The organism is Halobacillus massiliensis (assembly GCF_900166625.1).
GTDB lineage: Bacteria > Bacillota > Bacilli > Bacillales > Halobacillaceae > Halobacillus_A > Halobacillus_A massiliensis.
Genome location: NZ_LT800499.1, coordinates 3272378 through 3296374 on the forward strand (window position 1 = coordinate 3272378; position 23997 = coordinate 3296374).

The 23997-nt window shown below is 38.7% G+C and carries 31 protein-coding genes, 1 tRNA gene and 1 pseudogene; 10 read left to right on the forward strand and 23 right to left on the reverse strand.

Translation table 11 applies throughout. The annotated features are described in order from the left end of the window. Positions 1–37: 37 nt before the first annotated feature. The 4 genes from B7E06_RS16270 to B7E06_RS16285 form a co-directional block, all read right to left on the reverse strand. Positions 38–475 (reverse strand): hypothetical protein, encoded by a 438-nt coding sequence (locus B7E06_RS16270; RefSeq protein ID WP_082234990.1) that lies wholly within the window; start codon positions 473–475, stop codon positions 38–40. Beyond that, positions 472–1350: an HNH endonuclease gene (locus B7E06_RS16275; RefSeq protein WP_082234991.1), complete on the reverse strand. Its 879-nt coding sequence runs from the start codon at positions 1348–1350 to the stop codon at positions 472–474. Before B7E06_RS16275 ends, B7E06_RS16270 begins: the two co-directional genes overlap by 4 nt. A gap of 366 nt (positions 1351–1716) precedes the next feature. Continuing rightward, on the reverse strand, positions 1717–3003 hold the full coding sequence (locus B7E06_RS16280) for a HEPN domain-containing protein (RefSeq protein WP_082234992.1): 1287 nt from the start codon (positions 3001–3003) through the stop codon (positions 1717–1719). Further along, entirely contained in the window at positions 3000–3200 is a 201-nt protein-coding gene (locus tag B7E06_RS16285) for an XtrA/YqaO family protein (protein WP_082234993.1), read from the reverse strand. The genes B7E06_RS16280 and B7E06_RS16285 overlap by 4 nt, the downstream gene beginning before the upstream one ends. Positions 3201–3643: 443 nt before the next feature. Here B7E06_RS16285 and B7E06_RS22145 point away from each other — a divergent pair. Together B7E06_RS22145 and B7E06_RS16295 are read left to right on the forward strand one after the other, a co-directional pair. Beyond that, positions 3644–3727 (forward strand): annotated as a pseudogene (locus tag B7E06_RS22145) (YjcZ family sporulation protein); the annotation flags it as partial. Between the two features lie 621 nt (positions 3728–4348). Beyond that, positions 4349–4549, forward strand: a complete 201-nt coding sequence (locus B7E06_RS16295) for a hypothetical protein (protein WP_082234995.1) — start codon at positions 4349–4351, stop codon at positions 4547–4549. 57 nt (positions 4550–4606) lie between these two features. Here the strand turns inward: B7E06_RS16295 and B7E06_RS16300 are convergent, their stop codons facing one another. After that, positions 4607–5026 (reverse strand): RusA family crossover junction endodeoxyribonuclease, encoded by a 420-nt coding sequence (locus tag B7E06_RS16300; protein ID WP_082234996.1) that lies wholly within the window; start codon positions 5024–5026, stop codon positions 4607–4609. Positions 5027–5154: 128 nt separating this feature from the next. On the opposite strand from B7E06_RS16300, the gene B7E06_RS16305 reads away from it, so the two are divergent. Beyond that, positions 5155–5373: a hypothetical protein gene (locus B7E06_RS16305; RefSeq protein ID WP_082234997.1), complete on the forward strand. Its 219-nt coding sequence runs from the start codon at positions 5155–5157 to the stop codon at positions 5371–5373. Positions 5374–5711: 338 nt separating this feature from the next. Here B7E06_RS16305 and B7E06_RS16315 read toward each other — a convergent pair whose 3' ends face one another. From B7E06_RS16315 to B7E06_RS16360, 10 genes are all read right to left on the reverse strand, one after another. Next, positions 5712–6524, reverse strand: coding sequence for an ATP-binding protein (locus B7E06_RS16315; RefSeq protein ID WP_082234999.1), 813 nt, complete (start codon positions 6522–6524; stop codon positions 5712–5714). 10 nt (positions 6525–6534) lie between these two features. Then, the gene (locus B7E06_RS16320; RefSeq protein WP_143414512.1) at positions 6535–7122 is read right to left on the reverse strand and encodes a DnaD domain-containing protein; all 588 of its coding nucleotides are present in this window, start codon (positions 7120–7122) and stop codon (positions 6535–6537) included. A gap of 385 nt (positions 7123–7507) precedes the next feature. Further along, positions 7508–8386 (reverse strand): recombination protein RecT, encoded by an 879-nt coding sequence (gene recT, locus B7E06_RS16325; protein WP_082235001.1) that lies wholly within the window; start codon positions 8384–8386, stop codon positions 7508–7510. Continuing rightward, entirely contained in the window at positions 8386–9336 is a 951-nt protein-coding gene (locus tag B7E06_RS16330) for a YqaJ viral recombinase family nuclease (protein ID WP_082235002.1), read from the reverse strand. Before B7E06_RS16330 ends, recT begins: the two co-directional genes overlap by 1 nt. Positions 9337–9416: 80 nt before the next feature. After that, positions 9417–9632, reverse strand: coding sequence for a hypothetical protein (locus B7E06_RS16335; protein WP_082235003.1), 216 nt, complete (start codon positions 9630–9632; stop codon positions 9417–9419). Next, positions 9629–9889 carry an AbrB/MazE/SpoVT family DNA-binding domain-containing protein gene (locus B7E06_RS16340; protein WP_082235004.1) on the reverse strand — a complete coding sequence of 87 codons (261 nt, stop codon included), beginning with the start codon at positions 9887–9889 and terminating at the stop codon, positions 9629–9631. Before B7E06_RS16340 ends, B7E06_RS16335 begins: the two co-directional genes overlap by 4 nt. Before the next feature lie 345 nt (positions 9890–10234). After that, positions 10235–10504, reverse strand: a complete 270-nt coding sequence (locus tag B7E06_RS16345) for a hypothetical protein (protein ID WP_082235005.1) — start codon at positions 10502–10504, stop codon at positions 10235–10237. Further along, entirely contained in the window at positions 10501–11013 is a 513-nt protein-coding gene (locus B7E06_RS16350) for a helix-turn-helix domain-containing protein (protein WP_082235006.1), read from the reverse strand. Before B7E06_RS16350 ends, B7E06_RS16345 begins: the two co-directional genes overlap by 4 nt. Positions 11014–11083: 70 nt before the next feature. Beyond that, positions 11084–11272 carry a helix-turn-helix domain-containing protein gene (locus B7E06_RS16355; protein ID WP_082235007.1) on the reverse strand — a complete coding sequence of 63 codons (189 nt, stop codon included), beginning with the start codon at positions 11270–11272 and terminating at the stop codon, positions 11084–11086. Then, a complete protein-coding gene (locus B7E06_RS16360; protein ID WP_082235008.1) occupies positions 11272–11523 on the reverse strand; it encodes a helix-turn-helix domain-containing protein in 252 nt (83 codons plus the stop codon). The genes B7E06_RS16355 and B7E06_RS16360 overlap by 1 nt, the downstream gene beginning before the upstream one ends. A 173-nt stretch (positions 11524–11696) precedes the next feature. On the opposite strand from B7E06_RS16360, the gene B7E06_RS16365 reads away from it, so the two are divergent. From B7E06_RS16365 to B7E06_RS16390, 6 genes are all read left to right on the forward strand, one after another. Continuing rightward, positions 11697–12092, forward strand: coding sequence for a helix-turn-helix domain-containing protein (locus tag B7E06_RS16365; RefSeq protein ID WP_082236037.1), 396 nt, complete (start codon positions 11697–11699; stop codon positions 12090–12092). A gap of 147 nt (positions 12093–12239) precedes the next feature. Beyond that, positions 12240–12944, forward strand: a complete 705-nt coding sequence (locus B7E06_RS16370; RefSeq protein WP_082235009.1) for an excalibur calcium-binding domain-containing protein — start codon at positions 12240–12242, stop codon at positions 12942–12944. Between the two features lie 97 nt (positions 12945–13041). Further along, a complete protein-coding gene (locus tag B7E06_RS16375) occupies positions 13042–14043 on the forward strand; it encodes a DUF6731 family protein (protein WP_082235010.1) in 1002 nt (333 codons plus the stop codon). Between the two features lie 68 nt (positions 14044–14111). Then, a complete protein-coding gene (locus B7E06_RS16380) occupies positions 14112–14798 on the forward strand; it encodes a hypothetical protein (RefSeq protein WP_082235011.1) in 687 nt (228 codons plus the stop codon). A gap of 114 nt (positions 14799–14912) precedes the next feature. Further along, positions 14913–15440: an ImmA/IrrE family metallo-endopeptidase gene (locus B7E06_RS16385; RefSeq protein ID WP_179134077.1), complete on the forward strand. Its 528-nt coding sequence runs from the start codon at positions 14913–14915 to the stop codon at positions 15438–15440. 12 nt (positions 15441–15452) lie between these two features. Further along, positions 15453–16682, forward strand: a complete 1230-nt coding sequence (locus tag B7E06_RS16390; RefSeq protein ID WP_082235012.1) for a tyrosine-type recombinase/integrase — start codon at positions 15453–15455, stop codon at positions 16680–16682. Between the two features lie 64 nt (positions 16683–16746). On the opposite strand, the gene B7E06_RS16395 is transcribed toward B7E06_RS16390, so the two are convergent. After that, positions 16747–16819, reverse strand: a tRNA-Ala gene (locus tag B7E06_RS16395). 178 nt (positions 16820–16997) lie between these two features. Here B7E06_RS16395 and B7E06_RS16400 point away from each other — a divergent pair. Next, a complete protein-coding gene (locus tag B7E06_RS16400; protein WP_179134078.1) occupies positions 16998–17339 on the forward strand; it encodes a YflT domain-containing protein in 342 nt (113 codons plus the stop codon). A 49-nt stretch (positions 17340–17388) separates the two neighbouring features. Here B7E06_RS16400 and pabA read toward each other — a convergent pair whose 3' ends face one another. From pabA to trpE, 7 genes are read right to left on the reverse strand one after another with little or no spacing between them, the layout of a single operon-like run. Continuing rightward, positions 17389–17970 carry an aminodeoxychorismate/anthranilate synthase component II gene (gene pabA, locus B7E06_RS16405; RefSeq protein ID WP_082235014.1) on the reverse strand — a complete coding sequence of 194 codons (582 nt, stop codon included), beginning with the start codon at positions 17968–17970 and terminating at the stop codon, positions 17389–17391. 35 nt (positions 17971–18005) lie between these two features. Next, positions 18006–18803, reverse strand: coding sequence for a tryptophan synthase subunit alpha (trpA, locus tag B7E06_RS16410; protein WP_082235015.1), 798 nt, complete (start codon positions 18801–18803; stop codon positions 18006–18008). Position 18804: 1 nt separating this feature from the next. Then, a complete protein-coding gene (gene trpB / locus B7E06_RS16415) occupies positions 18805–20001 on the reverse strand; it encodes a tryptophan synthase subunit beta (protein ID WP_082235016.1) in 1197 nt (398 codons plus the stop codon). Continuing rightward, positions 19979–20638: a phosphoribosylanthranilate isomerase gene (locus B7E06_RS16420; protein ID WP_082235017.1), complete on the reverse strand. Its 660-nt coding sequence runs from the start codon at positions 20636–20638 to the stop codon at positions 19979–19981. Before B7E06_RS16420 ends, trpB begins: the two co-directional genes overlap by 23 nt. Further along, a complete protein-coding gene (gene trpC, locus B7E06_RS16425; protein WP_082235018.1) occupies positions 20635–21396 on the reverse strand; it encodes an indole-3-glycerol phosphate synthase TrpC in 762 nt (253 codons plus the stop codon). The genes B7E06_RS16420 and trpC overlap by 4 nt, the downstream gene beginning before the upstream one ends. Beyond that, positions 21389–22411: an anthranilate phosphoribosyltransferase gene (gene trpD, locus B7E06_RS16430; RefSeq protein WP_082235019.1), complete on the reverse strand. Its 1023-nt coding sequence runs from the start codon at positions 22409–22411 to the stop codon at positions 21389–21391. The genes trpC and trpD overlap by 8 nt, the downstream gene beginning before the upstream one ends. Further along, entirely contained in the window at positions 22408–23919 is a 1512-nt protein-coding gene (trpE, locus tag B7E06_RS16435; protein ID WP_082235020.1) for an anthranilate synthase component I, read from the reverse strand. Before trpE ends, trpD begins: the two co-directional genes overlap by 4 nt. Positions 23920–23997: the final 78 nt, after the last annotated feature.

The window sequence follows — 23997 nt, forward strand, 5'->3', positions numbered from 1 at the left end:
TTCATAATCTGTCAAGTGCGTCAAAAAGGTCAAGCTATTAAAGATACATTTTCACTGCTAGTTTTCTTATAGCCCTTTCTTTAATTTCAAATGTAGCCTGTTTGCTTATACCCATTACTTGTCCCACTTCTCTTAGACTAATTTTATCCATGCACCCTTCAATTACTATCCTTTCTTTTTCGTCTTCAAGGGTTTCTACAGCCATTTCTAAATTTCTTACTTGCTTAATATATCTCTTATTTCTTTCTTCCGACCTCAATTTCTTTTTTACAGCACCATAAGTTGGATCACTTGTTTGGTAAGGCGCTTTAGGTAGGGTGGCTTCAATACCATATTGGGTAGTACCGGATGGAATAAAGTTATCGACCTCGTTTTTGCTTATTAAATTTGCCATCCAATTATAGTTTTTAATGTCTCTTCCAACCTTACGTATTGCTTCCACAGTTTCTTCTACATCATGCAATTTTGCAGTCATGTGCGATCCCCCCAAGCCTTAAGCATATGATAAGGTAACTCTCCTTCGTGTGCTTTAGCATGGCAGTTCACACATAGCAAGATAAGGTTATCAATTATATGTTGCCCTCCATCTGCAAAGTGTTCTATATGATGAAAATGAATGTTTTCAATACTTAAACAGTTAACACACCTATAGTTATCTCTTTCTTGAACTTTACTTTTTACGTATTTAGGAATTGTCCTATTTTCTTCAAAACGATCAGTTTCTCCACTTATTATCTTTTTAAATTGGTTCATATGAGAGGAAGTAATATTCAATTCAGAGATTATAATACCGGTCATTTTTCTCGATAAAGGTAAATGACGATATTCAATTTCTTTAATTAGCCATTCAGGCTCATCTACCATCTCAGCAATTTGTTTAACAGTTAAATCTCTCATAAGTCTTATAGCATATAAGGTGAGTCCATCTATAGGATCTATAGTATGTATATTCAGAGGTGCATCTTCTCCATTTGACAACTTTACAACAAGCTTGTTTTTAATTTTCATAGCATTAGTTAGAGACATTTTAGATGTTAAGAAACTAAGAACTTCTTTCATACTGCTACCAGTTATTAAGTTCCACAAAACAATTTCTTCTTTAATATCTCCTTCAAAGTTGTCTGCAAAGTCATAGATAAAATCCAGCTTCTTGTTTAAAGTTTGAATATAAAGCCGTTTATCATTATTTGTCGCTATCATCTCAAAAATAGGGTCAGAGGATGTAGTGAGGAAATTAACAACAGGATTTTGCAGCGAAAAATTAATGTGGTCTATTATTTTAATTATCCAATCAAAATCAATAAGAGTTTGCTCAGCTTCCTTTTTATCCATAGTAACAAGTTTATTCATCCTTAAATCTCGCCCCTTCCATCAATCTCTTCATATATTCACTTCTGTTAATTGGCTTCTTTATTCCAGAACGCTTATCTCTTCTATGTTTTGATACCTTCCACTTGATCACATGCAGCTGCCTCATTTCTTCACCCACTTCCAGAAAAGATAAAGTGGCCAAAGGGTAACCAAGAAAATGAGAAAAAACATATATACGGTTTCCTCTTCAGTGTCCTGCTCTGGATCTTCCTCAAGAAAGCAAAATATAAGACCAATCAACAGATAAATGAAAATATACAAATGATCACTCCTTTAAAAATAAAAAAAGGACACAAACCAAGAGCGTTTTGCTCTCAATTCGTGTCCTCCAGTGTGCTGGTAGAACTAGTTTTTAAATGGTTTTGGTAAAAATTTGTATTGCTTTGTTAAATAACCTATATCTAATTGATCAGACTGTATGTGTTGTTTTTTTAGTAATATGTTTGCAACAATATGTTTGGAGAGTCTAATATAAAAAAATAATGAATCATTGTCCACCGCGTTTATTGCCAACCCATGCGTCAAATGATCCCTTAAATCAACTATATTCTTAACTAGTATTTTTAAATCCATGCTATCATACAGATTTTCTAATTGATCTTTGAAGGAAAAAGTTTGTAAGTAGTCAATTAATAATCCCTTAAAACCTTTTCTATTACTATACTTAAAAGCTTCTTTTAAGTTATTTTTATATCTTGTATCTAGATCCATTCCATTTATTAACTTTTTATATTCGCTCGCTTTAAGACGTCTTTCGTCGTCATCGTAAATAAAGTTATCTATGCTATTACGAGAAAGGATTTCCAAGCACCGGGCATATCCAAGATATTGTTCTTCGAGCAAGTTATGAAACCTTATAATAGAAACATAATTTGCCCATACATCGAATAACTCTGAGTTTATAGGGTCTAAGAAAATTTGTTTAAACTCTCTATCATTTAAGATATTCCTAGGTCTATAATTTACATTAATGAGTTTGAAAGTATTAGAATCATAAAGATTCGTTTGATATATTTTAGCTGACATACCCTTCTCACTTTTGAAAAGAAGATATTGGTAAGTTACAAAACTATCACACAAAAAGGAAAATACAGTTGAAAATTTAAACAAAAAGCTGTTAATAAAATCTATGTCTAAAAGTTCATCACATTCTAAAGCTAATGTTAAGTAAGTAGTAGTGGTTTGGGAATACAAATTATTATCTTCATTTCTACCTTGATTAGTACTAACGGTTATCTTTTTCCCTTTGTAAATTATCTCAGACGACAATTTCAAGTTGTTCCCATTTCCGATAAACCATGAATCTAGCTTAGGAAATATTGCATAAACTTTATTAAAAGAAATGTCTTCATAATTTTGAATGTATTCGTCTATATATGTCCCTATTTTATAGGTGATTACTTTATCATTTCTATTATTGATAAGATTGCATTTGAAACAACTTATAGTTTTATAATTATGAAGTCGACAATGAAACATTTTAGACGTTGTAAAATCCAAAAGTTCTTTTCTCAACTCTGGAATGTCTTCAATTAAAAACTCAAGATATTTTTCTTTCTCATTAACTTTTATATATCCATTAAAAGTTTTACCTTTATAAAAAATTTTAGCGATCTCATTTATCTCCTTCAAAACTCTTCCCCCTCATCAAACTTAACCCTCTTCACCTTCCCCTGATGAGTAATCACCTTCGTCTCTCCATGCTCAGGTAAAGTGGTAATTTTCGCCTTCCCATTACAGTATACGACACAAAAGGGAGAGTCTGGAAGCACCATTTCAATATTTAGTTTTCCGTTAGTAATCTCTGTCTCTACTTGATTTAATCTCATTATGAGTCCCCCTGTATTAAGAGAATGTAAAAATCTTGTAAATTCCATTGTTTTATATCACTAACATGATTTAAGGTGATATTGTCCAAAAAATAGAGTGCCTATCTTTTTAATTGGACCTCTCTACTACTAGACCTGCAGCATTGCTGCAGGATTTTTTTATTTCAATGTATATGACGCTTTTTAACTTCCCATAATGTTTGATAGGCTAGCTGTTCAACGCTTGGACCTCGTCCATTTATCCATGGCTAGCTCTCCTATCTATATCCTAGTTACATTTTTGCCGGAGCTCTTAGCTTCGGTATTTTTTCTTCCAGCTAGTTATTTAGCCCTTCCAATCCCACTGCCTTCACATAAACTATCCAAGAATGCCTAAAGGTGGTGAAGTTATGAGTTACGGTTGTGGATTTGGCGGTTACGGTGGATATGGTGGCTGCGGTTACGGCGGTTACAGAGGTGGCGGATTCGCCTTAATTGTTGTTTTATTCATCTTGTTAATTATTGTTGGAGCTGTCATTTGCAAATAATTCCTTTAACGATGAATATCAACATTTCAAGATACGTATTATTCAATTAGGGCTTAGAGAAGCACCCCCTTGCTGCTTAAGTTCAGTTTAATCCACTTTTCCGAAGCATTCGCTTCGGTATTTTTTATATAACTTAAACATTTTTCAAAAGTTCACGTAGGATAAAATGGAGTCAGTGAGGACTACAGAATTTTAGCTACTTTTCATTTTTCTTTATTACAGGAGGCACATTGACATCTCCCGGCAATGTGTCTTATATAAATTAACTTATATAAAATTACCAGTATTTAACCGAGTAACCAAATAAATGTACATTTACCCATTCATTTATTTAGTATTTACATAATATAAAGTGTAGTCATCAGGGACTACAAAACTAAACTATCGGCATATATTACACCTTTGAAAGGCGCAATGGTTATCCCTCCATTGCGTCTTAAATTTTCCTATATGTGTGTAAATCTTTAAATTTAATATTTTGCCTCTTTATCACGTTAAATCGTCACAACAATGTCAATATTATCCACGAAAGCTTATTGTAATGTACTTTTATATACCCTATAATGAACAACTATCTTGTCGGTTTAGCCAAAAAAATTTCATATAAAAGGCGGGAGAATATTGTATAAAATTGTCAGGATGATGAATGGTAAGCCTTGGCCATTAATAGATTCAATCACTAACAAGGATAAACTTGTTACAGATAAAAAATCAGCTGAATTATTAGCACAGATGTTAAATTTTAAAAGTAGGCTTTCTTATCCTTGGGTTGTAAGAAAATATGATTTCCTTTATTTTTTTGCACTACCACTAACTACATAAAAGAGTTTTAGAATGCCATAAGCCACAATGGAGCTTGCCCATTGTGGCATTTTGCATTCACTTCCCCACTTCGCTTACTTCCACCACTATCCTTGGCTTCAAGCTATAATATTTCGATACATGCAAATCCACAATTAAGCTATCATCCTTATAGATCACACCATTCAAAGCGTCCTCAATCCCCTTCGCATAATTCGTGTTATCTGGCTTCGTCACTGGTCTTAATACCCCTGCCTCAGCCTCTGCTGTCTTCTTTTTTGAAAAGCTCTTAGGGATAGGCCGGTAAACCTTAATCAAAAGATCCAGCGATCCTTCAAGTAATTCCTCCGGAGCATGTTGACTGGCCACCAGCTGCACATATTGTTTATAGTCTCGTGAGCTGCTAGGGTCATAAACAATTGTTTTCCCTCTTCTCGTCTTTCCGGTCCTTGGTCTACCCTGAGCGACCGGCTCTCCTAATACAGTAAAATGAATCAATTAAACATCTTCTCCTTTTAAGGGCTTTCATATTAAAATTCTATTAAATTCGACATAATTCAGTTTTATATCCGTTCAAAAGGAAAAACTTAAATTGTACTAAAATATTACTACCAGGAGGTCATTGGATGTGCACTACGAATTGTTATGAGCTGCTCAATGATGAAAAATTGGTTGGGTTATATTATTCACTCCTAGATAATATTTTTAACGGCTCCCTATCCTTGGCAATGTTTAATGAAATTGATTTACTAGAATTGACAGCTGCGAACAGAGGCATGAGACTTTCATATTATAGTAAAAGGAGTCAAGGTGACTCTCATCAATTAGTTGTCCTTATTAATTAGTTGGGCTTCTCCGAGTTTTCACTGACATTACCACTTGCGCTAGTGAGAAAAGACTTAACTCCTCAATATTCCTCCCATCTGGAGCTTTATCAACCCCTTGACCATAAAGAAAATGTTTCAAATCTTCTTTATGGTCCTCCCTCTGTCTTTGCTTTCCAGACAGCCTTAATGTCATGCAAACACCTCCATTCCCAGCTTTTTCTTAATCCGTTCCATAACCTCCTTAGACTCAGCTTGTGCTACCTCTCTGCATACGTCATCAGGACAGGGCATCACCTGAGTAAATGATCGCTCATAGGTATAATAAACACCTCGTCCATGGCAATTCTCACACAATTCTAAAACTCCTTTCTGCGGAAATCCGGTCCGTCCATTTTGATAATTTGTGTACCTTCCATCAGCCGGCTGAAGTTTCGTTCATTGAGCTTCTGTTCCAGCTGCTGGCTAATTAAGTTTGTCGTAAAGATCGTTGGCTTCCCTGCTCTGTCGTCCAATACTTCAAAGAGCTTTGTATGCCCCCAGCTGTTCTGTCCATCCCTTGGATTGGTGTATTCCGTTCCGAGGTCATCGAGGACAAGCAGATCAATGCGCTGCATTAGCTCCAGAACCTGACTCTCGCTAAATTCGCTGTCATCCTGGTACGTCTGCTTAATCTTCGTGAATAGCTTTGGAATCGATAAGAACAGACACTTATAATTCTGCTTCATGAGTTCTTTTGTCACCGAAACAGCTAAATGACTTTTCCCTGTTCCGTAAGGTCCCACCAGTAATAGATTGCTAGATTCCTCAGCATCAAAGGTGGCCACATACTCTTCAAGATCCTGCTTCGCTTCAGCCAGCTGCTGATTGGTTGGCCGGTACGTTCGAAAGGTGGCCTTTTCCAATGACTTGTTCATGAGAGAGTGTTGGTCAAAGACTTTCAACGTCTTGTTATAAATGGCTTCCTCTCGATTCTTCAAAGCTTTCTTAGCCAAAGCAATATCCTCGCATTTACATCCATTATTCACTTCAATCCATTCGCCCTTACGAGGACCAACAGGGATTTGCATACGACTCTGCTCTACAACTTGGCCGCAGCCTTCACAGGTATAAGAGCCAGTTACTTGTTTCTTTGGTTGTGGAATTCGACCGTCTTTGAGTAGACCTTCCATGATTAACCTCCTAGAATCCGTAATTGTATTGCTTCTCTGCCGGCCTTATCGGAGTGACGTTAGATTTCTTTTTCGGTGTGAAGGCTCGCTGAGCGTTTCGAGCATCTTCCAAGGTTTTAACTCCTTTAGCCTGCCAGTCTTTCAAAATCGCTTCGCAATAGTTGAAATTCTGCTTGTTATTATTTAGAGCAAGCTTCATCGATGCTAGGACCAGCTCGTCTGATAATTCATCAGCCCATTGAGTAATGCTTTCGCTGATAAACGGTTTAAGCATTCCAAAATTTTGTTCGTAAAAGAAATGGGGATTTTCCGCGCGCGTATCTTCTTCATCATTCTTTATAACCTTAATATCCTTTATTACATTCTTATTATTGTTCTCGCTCCGTTCTCTCTGCGTTCCGTTACTGTTCTCACTCCGTTCTCGCGCTGTTCTCTCTGCGTTCTCATTGTCTGATTTATAATTGTCAAAGCCCTGATATGACGAGTAATTGACGACCGTAAAGAGTGTTCCAAGTTCGGTGTCTTCAATTTTCAATCGATCTTCCTTCACAAGTTGATCGACTTTCCTCTTAATTAACGAAAGAGAATATTTCTTCATGCTTCGATTCTCTAAAAACTCTAAATCCTCTCGTAAATTTCGGTAGGATCTTAAAAATTGTCCTCGCTTTAAATGAAGTCCTGCAACCTTTGCTCCTTCCTCTGAAAAGACCGCGTTCCCAAAGATATAGAAGAAGATTCTAAACTTAGGGACGTCATTCCAGATGGGGTTGGAGAATATCTCTCTACTCGTTAGGAACGCTCCTCCCATTGGTATCACCTTTCTTTCTGTATGATTGCTTTCATTCCTTGTATCCGCACCAGGTGCCACCCTGGAAAGTTGTGAGCTACATATCCTCTCACATAACGCTTAAAAGCCTTCCCAGGAGCTTGATGATCTTTTACCATCCCTACATAAACTTGAGGGATAGATACCTCTCGATTCATTACTTCAAGTCCATAGCTGCTTGTTGTGCCGTTAATTCTTCTGATTCTGAAGCTACATGCTCTTCAGAAGGTTCGTCCTCTGGATCGTTTGCAGGAATATCAATGTACTCCTGGTCATGAATAGACTCAGCTTCTTCTGTTACATCTTTCCGAATGGTTTCATCCTGTGATGCTTGATTCTGAACTTCTACACTTATAGGGAGGTATTTGAACATTCGACGAATCACCGTCTTCTTAGCCATTTCTTCATAATCTGTTTTCCATGGACCGTTAGAACCAGCTTTCGAACGTCCTTTCACCTTCTCTACATCGGAGGTACTGAAGACCTCAAACTGATACCCACCGTCTTTAAAGTGAGCGACCGCATAAACGAAGACCATTTCCCCTCTCTCGCCTGTAGCCGGCTTGTGTATGAGTTTTGGATGTAACCCTAGCTCATACTCAAACTCATCGCTTTCATGGACCGTGTGCGCGTATATGCTCTCAATATGGCCAGACCTTCTAGCAAGGTCTATCATTCCTTTGTAACCAATAATGAATTGAACATCTGTCTGCTTCATCTTTCCGTTCCAGAATGGTACGAGATAACAGTGACCAATCAATCCTGGCTCAAGTCCTAATTGAGCAGCTTGCATGACAGCCCCCATAAGAGAAGGGATAGAGCATTCAAGTAGCTTAGGATTTTGACGAATGGTTGTCATCGCGATTCTGCCTAATCTATCCGCATCCATATGCTTTGGTAAGGCTCTTTCAAACTCAGGCCCCATCCTTTTAAGATAGGCCTGAATCGTATTTGCTTGGCCGTTTGATTGAGCCGGGGCAGAGCTGTTACTCTTTCGATTGGTTAGTTGATTTTTAGCTGTTTTGTTTGTGGCCATTATTTAGCCTCCTTATATTTAAATGGGCGGCTTTTACTTACTTTGGAATATTGCTCATATAGATCAGGCTTTTCAGCTTTTAATCGCTTGGAATCAACCGTGCGACGTTCTTGGGTTTTCCAAGTCACGACAAAGTGATTGGAGAAACCTTTTTCATAGGTTCCTAGTTTATTTTTTAACTGGTTTTCATATTTCTTCTTTTGTTCGGATAAATCCGTTAGTTCCTGCTTAATCTGATCGAGAGCTTCCAGTAGCTTGTCCGAGTCTTTATCCAGATCTGTTTCGCTCTCAGGCTCTGCGTCTGGATACATCGCTTTAATAAATTCTGAGGAAGCTTCTGAGCCATCTATCTCTGGAGGGTTCTGCTTAAGCACATGCTTTTCCCAAAACTCCTTCTCAATCTCTATCAAGTTTTCAATAAGACCTTCATCCCGTTCGATCTTCTTATAAACAAATTTATTCCCACCAATTAATACGGCGATCCACCAGGCATCCGCACCGGTTACAGCCATATAATGCTGACACTGGAGCAAGTATGCCATCGGGATTTCTTCACCATTCCAATCATCCTTTAGGTACTCACTGGCCGTTTTACACTCTAGCCCTTCATTCTTTCCTACAATGAGACGATCCACATTGGCTAGCATCCATTCATGTTCAGGGTGTTTAAGTATGGCGTTTCGTTTCCGCACTTTTAAGCCGGTTCGAATGCTAAACTCTTTCGCTACGGTAGCCTCCATCACATTGCCCCAATAGGCGGCCTCTTCATTGGAGGTATGAGATTCTACTTCACCGATTTTCTCCATATAAACGACCATAGGAGACTTCCATTTATTAAAGCCTGCAATGGAAGCAGCATCGCTGCCTCCTAAGCCCTTTTTCCTCGCTTTCAACCATTCACCATGCTCTAAATCCGTTGTAATTTGTAGAACCTCTGCTTTTATGCCCATATTGGACCTCCTCTATTTATTTCTGTTATAATAAGTTTGATAAAAATATTCCTATGGGCCACATTGCCGTGTGGCTTTTCTTATGCTCTTTTTTCTTCTGCACCGAGAACTTCCAATAATTCAATGGATTCTTGTATAAGTGTTTCTTTCAAAAAGAACTCTTCATTTAAGACAAAGATTAGATCTCCCTCAAATACTTCATTGCCTAGTGCATCTAAACCATACTGGTTTTCATGAACTTCAACCGGATATCCAAAATGTTGAATTTGTTTGATCACTGGATGTGTTATACTCATTCGCCGATATACTCCTTTACTCGTTCTAAGATTTCTTTTTTATGTGCTTCTGAAGTATTATCAAGTAACGTTTGAAGGTCTTGGACAATTGACTTCTTTTCTTCACTGGCCTGATATTTCTTCAAAACCACCATATCTCCCTCTGTGTAAATTTCCACAGGATCATTAACCTCAATATTTAGGCTTGTTCTTAATTCCTTCGGGACAACAATTCTTCCTAACATATCTACTTTTCTTACGATTCCAGTACTTTTCATTAATCTCTCTCCTTTTACTTAATTAACTAGTGTATAGACACTTGCAATTCCCACCATTTCACTTTTGTATTGTTCACAATAATGTTATTATTTGGTTCCAACACATCAGCCGTCTAAGAGTGGGAGCTCTGGGCGGCATTTTTATTTAACCAATTTCATCCATTGCTACTAATGAACTGTAGTGTTACAGTACAATTTAAGGTTCATTATTATCGTCTGGCGTTCATCGCTAGGCGATTTTTTTGTATAATTATCACCAAAATTCCCTCCTAACAGTTGATCATTGCGTAATATAAGAACCCTATCACTGCGATAAATAGCAAGATGTAAGTAATATCTAGGGAATCAATCTTCATGCCACCACTCCACTTGTGCCCTGAGTATTCCTTTGTCTTTTAACTGGACAACCAACTGATGGAATTCCATTTGGTTGTTCTTTCGCTCTCTCAAAAATTCCAATTCGTTAACAATGTGAACCATTTGAAAAGCTGTTTGTTTACTAGCTGCCATATCACCTTGAGTAAATTGTTCTTGCATCTGATTAGTTAGCTTCCAGAAATTATTCGTTCTCTCAATAGCTTCATCAATATCCTGTGATAAGTACTGCTCACTCATTTCTTAAACCTCCTTGCCTTTAGGGAAAGCAACCACTCTTTAAATAGCTTTTTCATGGAGAAGTTGTATTCCTTACATAAAGCAGCAACCAGGTTTACTTGTGACGCTGCTGAATCGAGAATTTCGTTTATTACCTTTTTTACATCCTCTTTTTCCTGAAGGGAGTTTGAAGGAATAGGCTTGTACCACTTCACTAGATCAAGATTATCTAAAGCTTCCTTCGTTTCTTTTTCAGCAAAATATCTCATATGAATAGCATCATGTTGGATGTACTCTCCATCCAAGTAAGGCATGTGAACATAACCCGTTGATTCTTCCCATGTATGAAAGTAAAACTCTGGGTCATCCAGTGATTCGGAAAAAGCTTTCCTCATTTCCGGCTGATACTTTCGATCTCCTGTTTCCACCTTCGAAATCGTTTCTCTACAATAATTAGCGTCAAAGGACAGTTCTAGTTGAGTAAATCCTTGTCTGTTTCTGGCTTTGACCAATTCATCACGTATGGTCAATTTGTTTTTCTCCTTTCGTACCGTTTAAGTTCTATCCATGTGTATAAGATAGGTATTAAGCTAAAAGTAATTACATAGCTTCCATGTGATCGGCTTCTTGTTGACGAATCCAATCATTCAGAGCTTCCTCTGAAAACATGATCCGTTTACGAAGTCGAAAATGAGGAATCTCTTTTTGCTTCACCATGGTGTAAATCGTGTCGGTGCAGACTCCAAGGTATTCAGCAGCTTGTTTGACATCTAAGCGTTTGAGTTTCATTAGATCACCTCCTCACGAAAAGTTTCCACATTGGTAATTTCAATTTCAAAAAAAAGCTCGTCAATTGGAACATCTAATATCCATGAAACTTTCGCTAGTTTTTCGGCAGGAAATTTACTTTTTCCTGACTCTAGATAAAAATATCCATTTGGACTGTCATACCCCAAACAACTAGACATTTTTTCTATTGATAAGCTTTTTTTCTTTCTTAAGTCTTTAATTTTTTTTAAATCAACTCTTTTCTCTAACATTTTGTTTCACCTCCTAAATTACCGTATTGGTAACTATAACTATAGTTTAATTTACCAATACGGAAATGTAAAGTGTTAATTTACCGTTTTGGAAATATTTTTTTACCAAATAGGTAAAGATGATACAATTAAATCAAATTATAATGTAATTGGAAGGAAGATCTTCCTTGAATATGATAGGAAAAAGAATAAAATACCTTCGAAATAAAAATAACTTATCTCAAAAAAGATTATCTGAGGCTTTAGGTATGTCCAATGTTCAGTTATCAAGGTATGAATCAGGTGCTAGACAACCTGACTACGACACCATACTTAAAATTGCTGATTATTTTGATGTGTCAATAGATTATTTATTCGGAAGACCTGAATCCACTTCTCAGGATAATAATGAAGAGGAAGATTTCATTAAAGAGATAAATCGCTTACTGGAGAAATATGAAATAGACGACTTCTCCTTTTTTGATATTGAGAAATGGAAGTCAATGAATCCAGAGCAGATTAAAGAGTTGGAGAGTTATTTTCAATACTTGGTTCAAAAATCTAAACAGTTAGAAGACAATAATGAATAATAAGTAAAGCAGGCAATGTTTATTGCCTGCTTTTTTATTACTTAATAGAGATCAACAATAAATTTTTTGTCTTATTTTGTCATTTATATAGTTAAATTTTAACATTAATAGTAGAATATTCTCAATAATATCTAGGAGGTGAGAATTTTGACTCTATTCTTTTTAGGTTTTTTGGCTCTAATTGTTTCTCTAATTTACTTGATTTACCACTTTGGTATGAAGATTAAGAAAAAAGAAAGCACCCTGTCAAAGAAATTATTTTATCCTCTTCTATTCGGCGGCCTAGTGCTTATGATTTTCAGCTTTAGTTCTTTAGATGAAACTAATGCTTTACAGCTTCAAGACGAATTAAAGAAAAATGAAGAACTTTTGAATGAAATAAAAACACTAAAAGATGAAAAAGAGGAATTAATAGTACAAGCAGAAGAATTAAATGCTACAAAGAAAGAATTAGAGGACGAGTTAGCAAGTAATCAAGAAACTTTATCGTCTAATTCAGCAGAACTGGAGAAACTGAAAAACTCTGCTAAGGAATACGAAGGGGATAAAGAAGAATTAAATAAAGAGATTGACGATCTTACTTCAAAGATAGAAGATCAATCGAGTTTAATTAGCGAACTCGAAGAGGAGAAGTCTTCGCTCCAGGCACAAGTAGAAGACTTAGAAACAACTACCGTCTCCACCAACGAAGATAGTTCAAATACATCTATTACTGGCCCTCTGAGTAGCAATGCCTACTTTGAAAACTGCGATGCAGCCAAGGCAGCTGGTGCAGCTCCCGTTCGTAGAGGAGATCCTGGTTATGCTAAGCATTTAGATAGGGATGGCGATGGAATAGGTTGTGAATGGTAGTAATCTCTTCTATATATTAACAAGGTTCTAGGTAGTTCAAAGTTTAGAAAGCATTGAATAGGTTTGAAACCTATAATTTTAAATAGGAGGTACTTTTATGAGTACAACAGTACAATTTTATAATTGTTTCCTTACAAAAAATGGCCAAGAAACTAATGTATCATTTTCTGATTTTCTCGATGGAATAATCTCTATTGAAGAAACTTCTCGCTATATTGAGAACCGATTCGGAGCATACTCTCTAATCGATATGTTAATGCCAAATGAAAACCCAAATGATAATGAACTGGATAGAATAGTGGGTTTTGCAAATTATAGAGAAAGAAAACCTTTCCAAGGGAAAAGAGGTACAGATAGAATCAGTGAAATAACAGACGATATCTTTGAATTAACTACAGCTTTATTCATCCCAACTTATCATTTAGCTTTAATAGAATATAATCATTTTGGAGCTCGTCCTAACCACATAGAAGAATACTTGAATGCTTTCCTACCAAAAGATAACGGAAACTATTGGGAGTTTAAAATGATAGCTATTGAAACAAGCACCACACTTAGGGACATTAGACAATCAGGTGATATAAGAAATATTGAAATAAAGCTGGATTTAACCAGTGCTGAAACACACTTATTTAATGAAGAAGCCGATCCTCAATCAATTTCATATCAAGTTCTCAATGGCCCAATTTCTGCCTATAGAAATATCGGAGCAAACGTAGCAACCGTGTCTTTAGGGCAAGGAAGATACAAGTCAGATCCCATGGACTTTCAAAACTTAATTAATATGCTTTCCATCTTAGATATAGAAAGTGAATCTTTCGCATCTATAAAAGTTCGCTATAAAAGCCCAACTACTCACAAGCTAGAAACAGCCGATCTCAAAAATGAGGGGCTATTAAAGAGAGTAATTTTGGAGGAAGAAAGTTCAACAGCCTTTCAATCTATAGGTGTTGGAATCTCAGATTTTTATTACACATATTCAAATAGATTAGCCAGTCAAAATTGGAGAGAACAAACTGTAGAGTTAGTTGGTGAAAACTTACCTATAATTAGAAGATATGTACCTGAAATAGTTGAAAATGAATCCCAAGCTGAGTAATTAACTTTATGTTTTATTTATTATAAAGTAATATAAGTTTATCCAATGTATTACTGGGAGAGGGAATGATGAGTAATTTACTAAAAAAAGTACCTGATTCTGTTTTTCTATTTTTTGAAAAGAAATTCATTACTATTTTTATGGGCGTATTCATTTTCCTTATCGCAGTACTAAAAATTGGTTTGTATTTTCCTAAAGTAAATTCTTTAGGGTTCATTATTGGTCTAGATCACTTTATTCAAAATGATGTTACAAATGCTTTTATAAGTAGAGATAGTACTTTAATTACTTTAGCAGCTGTTTTTATAGGAATATATTTCACCGCTTATACACTGCTGGCTACACTATCATCTAAGTCTACTTTCTCTGTCCTAAACAAAAATCACCTTTCTTCACTAATTAATTATATTAAAAACGCTTTTCTAGCATCTTTTTCTTATTTAATATTATCATTATTGTCTCCTCTTCTACATGATTACAACTGGTTTTATGCTGTAATCTCCCTACTCTTGTTAGTGTACATGCTTTTAAGCGCTTTAAGGTTTGGGTTATTGATATATTTGATATTGAAAAGAGACGTAGATAATTTCTTAGACAGAATAGAAAAAGAGAACAAAGAAGAAATTAAAAATCAAAGAATTTTAAACGATCTAGAAAAGTTCTTACAAGAAAATAAAGAGAAACAAGGTAAGAAAAGTGCTGATGAAATCAGTGAGTTAATTAAAAAAAGAAAAGAAAATAGGGATAAAGAATAGCATCTCCCCTTGGCGTTACTTTATCCCTAACACCCACCACTCCTAATAGAGTGGTTTTTTCATTTGCAAAACAGAACAAACGTTCGTTATAATATCATCTAGGAAGGTGATAGTATGATTTACCCCCAATACACAAAAACCGCACTAGAAGATTGGGTCTCAAGTTGGTATAAACTGCACAACTTTTGGCTCCCTAATGATCTAATTCCTAAAGAAATCGCTATGAAATGTAATATTTTTGTCCATTATAAGCCGTTGGACTCATATTACATTCGCTTTGGACGTTATCGAGAGATCGTGCTTAATTCCAAATTAGGCTCTCATCAACAGAGAGAAGAATTTTTTCATGAACTTTGTCACGCTATACGTCATGTAGGCAAGCAATCTATGATGCCAGAGGCATTCAGAGAGCTTCAGGAACGAGATGCAAAGCATTTCACCTTATATGCTGCTCTCCCCTATCACATGATTAAAAGATATGACATAGAAGACCCAGACATCATTGAAAGATGGTCACATGATTTTAAAGTGAGCGAAGAACTATGTGAAGAAAGGCTCTATCAAATCAAGCGTAGATACATAACAGCAGCAAATAAAAATTGTCACGCGCTTAATGAAGCTTATGGGCTATGTTACAAGTAAGGAGGTTTTAATATGGCTAGTTATCAAAAACGTGGCAAGCATTCATTTTTGCTTATTGTTGAAGCAGGATATGACGCAAAAGGAAAAAGAAAAAAACGAACTAAGACTATACGTGTTGAAGATAAAGCTTTACTTCGGACTACAAAGAAGCTGGAGAATTATTTGCAGCAGGAACTTGCTAAATTTCAAATGGAAGTGGAAGCTGGGGAATATATTGCTCCTGAAAAGAACTTGCTAGAAGACTTTGTCCACGAATGGCACAAAAGGTATGCCATCAAAGATTTGTCTCCTACTACAGCCAAGGTATATATGTCGAGTTTAAATAACCACATACTCCCCCATTTCGAAGGAAAACGGATCGGAGATATTAAAACGATTCAAATTATCCGTTTTTTAGGTGATAAAACTTCGAGTGATAAAGATCGAAAAGATGGAAAACAAGGGGCCCTCTCCCCTCACACCATTCGAAAAATATATGATGCTCTCTGCAATGTCTTTGCCAGAGCTCATGATTGGAGAATCATAAAAGACAATCCAATGGTTGGAGTAAGGAAGCCTTCGAGTGAAGAGAAGGAAATGAAATATTACAGCAGTGAAGACCTGGGAGACGTGATAAATGCACTTAATCAAGAACATTTAATGTGGCGAGTCTACTTCTTAGGAGCTTTATTTGGCGGACTAAGACGAGGTGAACTAACAGCCTTGGAATGGAAACATATCCTTTATGAATCCAATGAAATTAAAGTAGAGAATAACATTGTAGATACTAAAAACGGAAAAGCTGTAGTAAAAGCTCCAAAGACTAAGTCTTCAAAAGCAGCTGTAGTTATGCCTGAGTGGTATATGAGTCTCCTGAGAGAATGGCATACAGAATGGAAAAGAGAGAAATTCAAGATGGGAGAAGATTGGGAAGGTGGAGAACACCAATACTTATTCCATAATGGAACAGGAAAAGCCCTTTATTTCTCCACTCCTACTACCAAATGGAGACGAATAATAGAAAAACATGGATTGAAGAAGATAAGGTTACATGATCTTCGTCATAGCATGGTTGCTCTTTTAATGGAAGAAGACGATGTGAATTTACCAGCCATACAAAAAAGAGCCCGACATTCGAGCTCTAAAATTACTTCAGATATTTATGGCCATATTTCTAAAAAGAGAGCCAAACAAACGGCAAGTCAATTTGATAAATATGCGCCCCCGAAAAATTCCGTCAACAATTCGTCAACAAGTCTCTAATTCAGGCGGTTTACCGCTATGTGTACACATAAGAAAAACCCTTGCAGGACAAGGGTTTTGAGAGTGGAGCATAGCGGGCTCGAACCGCTGACCTCTACACTGCCAGTGTAGCGCTCTCCCAGCTGAGCTAATGCCCCATATGTGAACCGACAAGATTCATTATAGCGTTTTTTTCATTAAGTTTCAATACTTTTTTATATGACTAATTTCCTTAATATGTCTGGGTGTTTTGTCTTGTTCTCGCTGATGTCAGCTTGTTTCTGTTTAACTTCTCTTTACATCGGGTATTCGTCGATTATAAAGGAGGATGTTCGAATGGAACCAAAATACAAGATTTTTCATGATGATGAAGCATTAAGTGAATCTATAGAAAATCTTAAATCCGGGGGTGTCAGCGAAAAAGATATTTATGTGCTGGCTTATGATAACTCCCACGTACGCCGGACAAAACGCCGAACAGATGCTAAGAAAATCGGTGTTCGTGTTACAGGTGTCGGTACGGCTACAAAGAATATTTTTAGAAACAAGAGTGATAAACTGGTCTCTAAAATGAAAAAAATCGGCTTTGACCAGTCGAAGGCTCAGCGTATTGAGAAGGAGCTTAACAAAGGAAAATCCTTGCTGGTTGTAAGAAACAAAGACTCCGTAAATTTTTAAACACATACGAACAGAAGTCCCTCAGCTTGCAGCTGAGGGACTTTTTCTTCTAAGCCAGTGCTTTTATTTTCTGTTCAATCAGGTTTTTTAACAGCTGCATGCCATCATTTGTGCCGATCGATTCCGGGTGAAACTGGACGCCTTCAATTGGATATTCCAAATGGCGGATTCCCATGATTTCACCCTCCACTGTAGCCGCGGTAATTTCAAAGCAATCGGGTACATCTTTGACATCTACAATCAGTGAATGATAGCGCATGGCTTCCATTGGATTGTTTAAGCCTTCAAAGACAGAACGTCCGTCATGATGAATTTCCGAGCTCTTCCCGTGCATTAGTCGATCCGCACGAACTACTTTGCCGCCGAATACCTGCGCGATCGCCTGATGGCCAAGGCAGACTCCAAATATCGGAATCTCGCCTTTATAATGGTTAATTACTTCAAGGGTAATTCCTGTCTCATCAGGGGAACAGGGTCCCGGGGAAAGAAATAGCAAATCAGGCTTCATTTCATTTATTTCTTCAAATGTAACCTCATCGTTTCTTCTTACGATAACCTCTTCTCCCAGCTCACCTAAATACTGAACGAGGTTATAAGTAAACGAGTCATAATGATCAATCATGTAAATCAACTCAGCTCAGCTCCTCTCAAATCTCTAGCTCTCACTTATCGAACGAGTTCGTGTACTTCTTGATAAAAACGTTCGATGGCCTCTTCGTTTCCCTTTTCTAAATCCTCCAAATTATCTTCGATAATACGGATGATTTTACTTCCAATAATAACACCGTCCGAGTGCTCACGGACAAGCTTTACATGTTCGTTTGTAGAAATACCAAAGCCAACCGCCACAGGAACCTTGCTGTGCTCTTTGACTTTTTTAATAAAAGACAATGCTTCTGCGGACATATCATTACGCTCACCTGTCACGCCTAATGAAGAGACACAGTAAACAAATCCTTTGGCGTGCTCAGTAATCTGTTTAATGCGTGCATCAGAGTTAGGAGCAACAAGGGAAATGAATTCCACACCTTTTTCTTCAGCAAGGCCTCTAATCTCTTCACTTTCTTCATACGGAAGGTCAGGGATTAGTACACCTTCTGCCCCGTTTTCTTCGAGCATTTCAAAAAAGCGGTCATAGCCTAACTGCAGCACTGGATTATAGTATGTGAAGATCACGACAGGAATATCGACGCCTGCTTCACGAAGCTTCGGTACAAGCTCTATCGCTGCTGTCAGCGACATGCCGTTCTTAAGGGAACGCTGGGCCGCTCTCTGAATGGTCGGTCCATCTGCCAGCGGGTCAGAATAAGGAACTCCTAGCTCTAAAATATCCGCTCCGGCTTTCTGCAGCTTAAGGGCAAATTGGATCGTCAGCTCAGGATTAGGATCCCCGGCTACCACAAACGGAATGAATAAATCTTTAGTTTTCGTCAGCTTCCCTTGAAAGGGTGTCTGTGTCAGCATACTATTTTCCCTCCTGAAAGTGATCCATTAATGTGGCCATGTCTTTATCGCCTCGACCTGACAGGTTAATTAAAATTGTCTGATCCTTCGGCATATCTTTAACCTCTTTAAAGGCCTGTGCCAAGGCATGGGCACTTTCGATCGCAGGAATAATCCCTTCCTGTACGGTTAACAGCTTCAGGGCATCAAGGGCCTCATCATCTGTAATGGATTCATAGCGTACTTGTTTCGTTTGAAAAAGGTGGGCATGCTCAGGACCGATTCCCGGATAATCAAGACCGGCAGAAATAGAATAAGGCTCTGTAATCTGACCATTAATATCCTGCATTAAATAAGTCATTGAACCGTGAATGACTCCTGGTGTGCCTTTTGTTAAAGTCGCCGCATGCATCGGTGTATCGATACCCTTACCGGCCGCTTCAACTCCAATTAGTTCAGGAGAATCACCGAGAAACGGATAAAATATTCCCATTGCATTACTTCCGCCGCCTACACAGGCGTAAATGCGGTCTGGCTGCTCGTCTTCCACTTCCAGGAACTGCTTCTTCGCTTCATCACCAATCACCCGCTGGAAGTCACGGACCATCCGCGGATATGGGTGAGGACCGACAACAGAACCGATCAGATAAAAGTGGTCTTCACAGTTTGCTACCCAGTAACGGATCGCTTCGTTCGTCGCATCCTTCAGTGTTCCGTTCCCGCTTGATACAGAAATAACTTCCGCTCCAAGGAGCTTCATACGAAATACATTCAGCTCCTGACGGCGAATATCTTCTTCTCCCATAAATACTTTACACTCAAGTCCGAATTTGGCGGCAACGGTTGCGGAAGCGACTCCGTGCTGGCCGGCGCCTGTTTCTGCAATAATTTTTTTCTTGCCCATCCGTTTAGCAAGAAGACCCTGGCCGATCGCATTGTTCAGCTTATGGGCTCCTGTATGATTTAAATCTTCTCGTTTCAAGTAAATTTTAGCTCCGCCTAAATGTTTAGTCAGCTGGTCACAATAGCTTAGAGACGTCGGGCGCCCAGCATATTCTTGAAGTACATGATGATACTCATCGAGAAATGTCTGGTCGTTCATCGCTTGATCGAGGGCTTCTTCTAGTTCCTGCAGCGGCCCCATTAAAGTTTCCGGAACATATTTACCGCCGAAATCGCCGTAACGCCCTTTTATATCAGGAAATGCTTGTTTTAGCATGCTGGTTCACCTCTTTAAGAATGGATTGGATTTTATGAAGATCCTTTTGTTCTTTCGTTTCAATACCGCTTGAAATATCAATACCTTCAGGTTCATGTTCGAGAAGTTCACGAATATTCTCTGGAGTTATTCCCCCTGCGATCAGGCATGGAACGTTCTGCTCATTAGCGAGCCGGCTGTACTCTTTCACGGTACTCCAGTCAAAGCTTATACCGGTTCCGCCGTGAGCCCCGCGAACCTTCGAATCGACGACATAGCCATCGGCTACACCTTTAAAGACTTCCATTTCCTGAAACGCATTGTCGTTGTGTTTAATTACCTTCCATACAGGAAGGTTTATAAAGGCTTTAATGTGTAAAATATCAGAGACCGTTTCACTGCCGTGAAGCTGGATCACATCTAATGGAATGAACGAAAGCACTTCTTCAAGATAATCAACGGTTGGGTTTACGAATACACCGACAAGCTTCTGCTTCGGACGGGTCGCACGCACCCACTGTCCTGCTCTTTCAGGCCGCACATACCGCTTCGTTCCTCCAACAAAAATGAAGCCAAGATGAGAAGCATGGGAAGACGCGCTTTTTTTAATGTCAGCTGCAGAACGATTGCCGCACAGCTTCACGATCGGTTCAATCATACACTCACCCCGTTCATTAAATCCCTTACAGCTTTCTTAATATCTTTCTGTCTCATTAAAGATTCCCCGACTAATACGGCTTCAGCGCCATACCCGGAAACCTGCTCAATATCCCCGTAGCTGAAGATCCCGCTCTCTGAGACTAACAAAGATTCTTCCGGCGCCATTTTCGCCATCTTTTCCGTCTGACTCAGCTTCGTTTCAAAGGTATGAAGATTGCGATTATTAATACCGAGTACTTCCGGAGTAAATTCTTTTAAAACGCCTTCGAGTATCTCTTCACTGTGCACCTCTACTAACACTTCAAGGTCGCTTTCATATGCCTGCAGATACAGCTCATGGAGCTTCTTCGGTTCGAGAGCTTCTCCAATTAGTAAAATCGCATCTGCTCCAATCAGGCGGCTTTCTTCTACCTGAACGGGCTCAATGATAAAGTCTTTGCGCATCACAGGGACTTCCACGAATTTCTTAATATCTGTTAAAAAGTCACGATGTCCCTGGAAGAAATGCTGGTCAGTCAGCACGGATATAGCTTGAACTCCGGCATCATTATATTGCTTTCCGATCATCACGTGGTTGAAGTCTTCACGGATAATTCCTTTTGATGGAGAGGCTTTTTTCACCTCTGCAATCAGTCCGGCTGGATGGTTTGTATTTTTTAAAGAAGCAGCAAATGGAGTATTCTCCACCTCCGCAGCGTCCGGCATATATAGTTTTTCAATCTCCTGTTGTTTAATCGCGAGAATCGTATCAAGCATACTGACGTCGCTCCTTTAGTTCCTGGATGGATGTGAAATATTGCTGAACAGAACCATTTTGAATAGCTTCCTGTACGAGGGCGACTCCCTCTTTTAAGTTTTCTGCTTTTCCACCAATATACAGGCCGGCTGCCGCGTTCATTGTTACGATGGTCATCGCACTTTCGTTCGCCTTGCCTTTAATTACCTGCTCGATAATGGCTGCACTTTCACCCGTTGAGCTGATTTGAATATCTTTTAAAGACCCTGAGTTAAGTCCTAAGTCTTCCGGTGTTAATGTAAAGCGGTGAATTTCGCCATCCTTCAGCTCGACAATATCAGTTACGCCAGTCATCGTAATTTCGTCAAGACCGTCACGCCCTGTCGCAAGAAGGACGTGTTTTGAACCGAGCTGTTTCAGTGTTTCTGCCATTTTTTCTGCATATGCCGTATCATATATGCCGATCAGCTGGCGCTTGGCGTTTGCCGGGTTCGACATCGGTCCTAAAAGATTAAAAACTGTACGGAATCCCAGTTCTTGTCGAGCTGGCCCCGCATGCTTCATCGCCTGATGATAATTCGGGGCAAACATAAACGTCATCCCTTTATCTGATAAAGCTTTAGCTCCTTCTTCCGGTGTTGTATCAATCGGAATACCGAGCTTCTCCAGTACGTCGGCACTTCCGCTTTTTGATGATACTTTACGATTGCCGTGTTTAGCTACTTTTACACCCATTGCTGCGAGAATAATGGATACAGCGGTTGAAATGTTAAAAGTAGAACTTCCATCACCGCCCGTGCCGCATGTATCGACGATGCTGTCATCCTCGATAGACAGCTTTGTCATATTCTCCCTCATCGCACGTACAAAACCGGTCATTTCCTCAACCGTTTCCCCACGGTGGCGGATAACAGATAACAGACTCATCAGCTGGCCTGTCGTTACATTTCCCTGCATAATATCGTTCATCACCTGATAGGCAGCCTCTTCATTTAACGTGTTACCTTCAACAATCTGATTTAAAAATTCTTTCATCTCGTCTCGACTCCTTCTATGCTCTTCTCAAATGCCTGCTCTGCTATTTCTATTGTGCGCTTTAATGCGCTCGCTTTGTTAATCGTTTCCTGATACTCAGCTTCCGGGTCAGAATCAGCGACTACGCCTGCCCCTGCCTGGACATACACTAAATCTCTTACTTTCGTCATCGTTCGAATGGTAATACAAGAATCTATATTTCCGTCAAATCCCAAATACACGATACCTCCACCGTATAAATGACGTGGAGTTGGTTCAAGTTCCCGCAAAATCTGCATCGCTCTTATCTTCGGGGCACCTGATAACGTTCCCGCCGGATAAGCGGCAATTAATGCGTCAATCGGCGATATATCCTGCTTCAGCTTTCCTGTTACTTTGCTGATAATGTGCATCACTTTAGAAAATCGTCCGATCGTCATATAGTCGAATACTTTAACAGAGCCATATTCAGCTACACGTCCCATATCATTTCTTGCTAAGTCAACGAGCATACGATGCTCGGCCTGTTCCTTTTCATCTGCAAGGAGTTCTGCTGCAAGAGCATCATCCTCTTCCTGTGTTACACCGCGCTTTCTCGTTCCGGCAATTGGGTGAATTTCCAGCTGGCTGTCCTGCACTTCAAGAAGACGCTCAGGTGAACTTCCCATTACTTCTACATCATTAAATTTCAGATAAAACATATACGGAGAAGGATTGACTTTTCTAAGAATTCGGTAAAGCTCAAATCCACTTCGTTTTGTCACAGTGTGGAACCGCTGAGATAAAACCGCTTGAAAAATATCTCCGGCTACGATGTACTCTTTAATTTTTTCAACATCCCGCTTGAAATCCTCTTTTTTATAATTACTTTCAAGCTCGATGTTATGAGTAGCGGACTCATCACTCAGCATTAGATCTGGTAAAAAACTGTTTTCTTTCAGCCGGCGGCTGACATCCTTTACTCGCTCAACAGCCTGTTCATACTGAGCCTCTGCATTTCCATCTTCCATCCGGGCAAACGTTAAGATGGTCGTTTCCTTCGTCCGGTGATGGTAGGCAATCAATGTCTGACAAAATAATAAATGGTAGTTCGATACATCGATATCATCTGGAAGAGCCCTGGGTACGGGTTCGTAATCGGAAATCGCATCATACGCGACATAACCAACTGCTCCGCCTTTAAAAGGAAGGGAAACATTCGCCTGTTTAACCTGCAGGCGTTCAACGGTCTGTTCGAATGCTTCTTTGAAACTTCCTGCTGTTCTTGTAGAGTTTTCATTAAAATCGTCAATTAAAAAGGTGCCATCCTTCTGCTGACTAATATCAATCATTGGGTCTAATCCAATGAATGAAAAATTAGACCATGGCGATTCAGGGTCCTGGCTCTCCAGCATATAAACAGCTTCATCTCGCAGCGCATGAAACATGTGAATTGGGGTTAAGGTATCTGTAAAAAAAGATTGGGAAACTGGAATCGTGCGGTATTCCTGCGCATCGGCAAGAAAAGATTCCTTTGTTGTAATACTCATTTAGCGCTCACCTCTCCATAATTGGTTATGGAAAATGAGACGTTGAGGGGATTATTTATGGATGGAATTTGGGTAGGT

Excerpts from the sequence above, each read along its gene's own strand:
- B7E06_RS16270 (WP_082234990.1), bottom strand. The coding sequence starts at position 475 with ATGACTGCAAAATTGCATGATGTAGAAGAAACTGTGGAAGCAATACGT.
- B7E06_RS16275 (WP_082234991.1), bottom strand. The coding sequence starts at position 1,350 with ATGAATAAACTTGTTACTATGGATAAAAAGGAAGCTGAGCAAACTCTT.
- B7E06_RS16285 (WP_082234993.1), bottom strand. The coding sequence starts at position 3,200 with ATGAGATTAAATCAAGTAGAGACAGAGATTACTAACGGAAAACTAAAT.
- B7E06_RS16305 (WP_082234997.1), top strand. The coding sequence starts at position 5,155 with ATGTGCACTACGAATTGTTATGAGCTGCTCAATGATGAAAAATTGGTT.
- B7E06_RS16315 (WP_082234999.1), bottom strand. The coding sequence starts at position 6,524 with ATGGAAGGTCTACTCAAAGACGGTCGAATTCCACAACCAAAGAAACAA.
- B7E06_RS16320 (WP_143414512.1), bottom strand. The coding sequence starts at position 7,122 with ATGAAGAAATATTCTCTTTCGTTAATTAAGAGGAAAGTCGATCAACTT.
- recT (WP_082235001.1), bottom strand. The coding sequence starts at position 8,386 with ATGGCCACAAACAAAACAGCTAAAAATCAACTAACCAATCGAAAGAGT.
- B7E06_RS16330 (WP_082235002.1), bottom strand. The coding sequence starts at position 9,336 with ATGGGCATAAAAGCAGAGGTTCTACAAATTACAACGGATTTAGAGCAT.
- B7E06_RS16335 (WP_082235003.1), bottom strand. The coding sequence starts at position 9,632 with ATGAGTATAACACATCCAGTGATCAAACAAATTCAACATTTTGGATAT.
- B7E06_RS16340 (WP_082235004.1), bottom strand. The coding sequence starts at position 9,889 with ATGAAAAGTACTGGAATCGTAAGAAAAGTAGATATGTTAGGAAGAATT.
- B7E06_RS16345 (WP_082235005.1), bottom strand. The coding sequence starts at position 10,504 with ATGAGTGAGCAGTACTTATCACAGGATATTGATGAAGCTATTGAGAGA.
- B7E06_RS16355 (WP_082235007.1), bottom strand. The coding sequence starts at position 11,272 with ATGAAACTCAAACGCTTAGATGTCAAACAAGCTGCTGAATACCTTGGA.
- B7E06_RS16360 (WP_082235008.1), bottom strand. The coding sequence starts at position 11,523 with ATGTTAGAGAAAAGAGTTGATTTAAAAAAAATTAAAGACTTAAGAAAG.
- B7E06_RS16365 (WP_082236037.1), top strand. The coding sequence starts at position 11,697 with ATGATAGGAAAAAGAATAAAATACCTTCGAAATAAAAATAACTTATCT.
- B7E06_RS16375 (WP_082235010.1), top strand. The coding sequence starts at position 13,042 with ATGAGTACAACAGTACAATTTTATAATTGTTTCCTTACAAAAAATGGC.
- B7E06_RS16380 (WP_082235011.1), top strand. The coding sequence starts at position 14,112 with ATGAGTAATTTACTAAAAAAAGTACCTGATTCTGTTTTTCTATTTTTT.
- B7E06_RS16385 (WP_179134077.1), top strand. The coding sequence starts at position 14,913 with ATGATTTACCCCCAATACACAAAAACCGCACTAGAAGATTGGGTCTCA.
- B7E06_RS16390 (WP_082235012.1), top strand. The coding sequence starts at position 15,453 with ATGGCTAGTTATCAAAAACGTGGCAAGCATTCATTTTTGCTTATTGTT.
- B7E06_RS16400 (WP_179134078.1), top strand. The coding sequence starts at position 16,998 with ATGGAACCAAAATACAAGATTTTTCATGATGATGAAGCATTAAGTGAA.
- trpA (WP_082235015.1), bottom strand. The coding sequence starts at position 18,803 with ATGCTGACACAGACACCCTTTCAAGGGAAGCTGACGAAAACTAAAGAT.
- trpB (WP_082235016.1), bottom strand. The coding sequence starts at position 20,001 with ATGCTAAAACAAGCATTTCCTGATATAAAAGGGCGTTACGGCGATTTC.
- B7E06_RS16420 (WP_082235017.1), bottom strand. The coding sequence starts at position 20,638 with ATGATTGAACCGATCGTGAAGCTGTGCGGCAATCGTTCTGCAGCTGAC.
- trpC (WP_082235018.1), bottom strand. The coding sequence starts at position 21,396 with ATGCTTGATACGATTCTCGCGATTAAACAACAGGAGATTGAAAAACTA.
- trpD (WP_082235019.1), bottom strand. The coding sequence starts at position 22,411 with ATGAAAGAATTTTTAAATCAGATTGTTGAAGGTAACACGTTAAATGAA.
- trpE (WP_082235020.1), bottom strand. The coding sequence starts at position 23,919 with ATGAGTATTACAACAAAGGAATCTTTTCTTGCCGATGCGCAGGAATAC.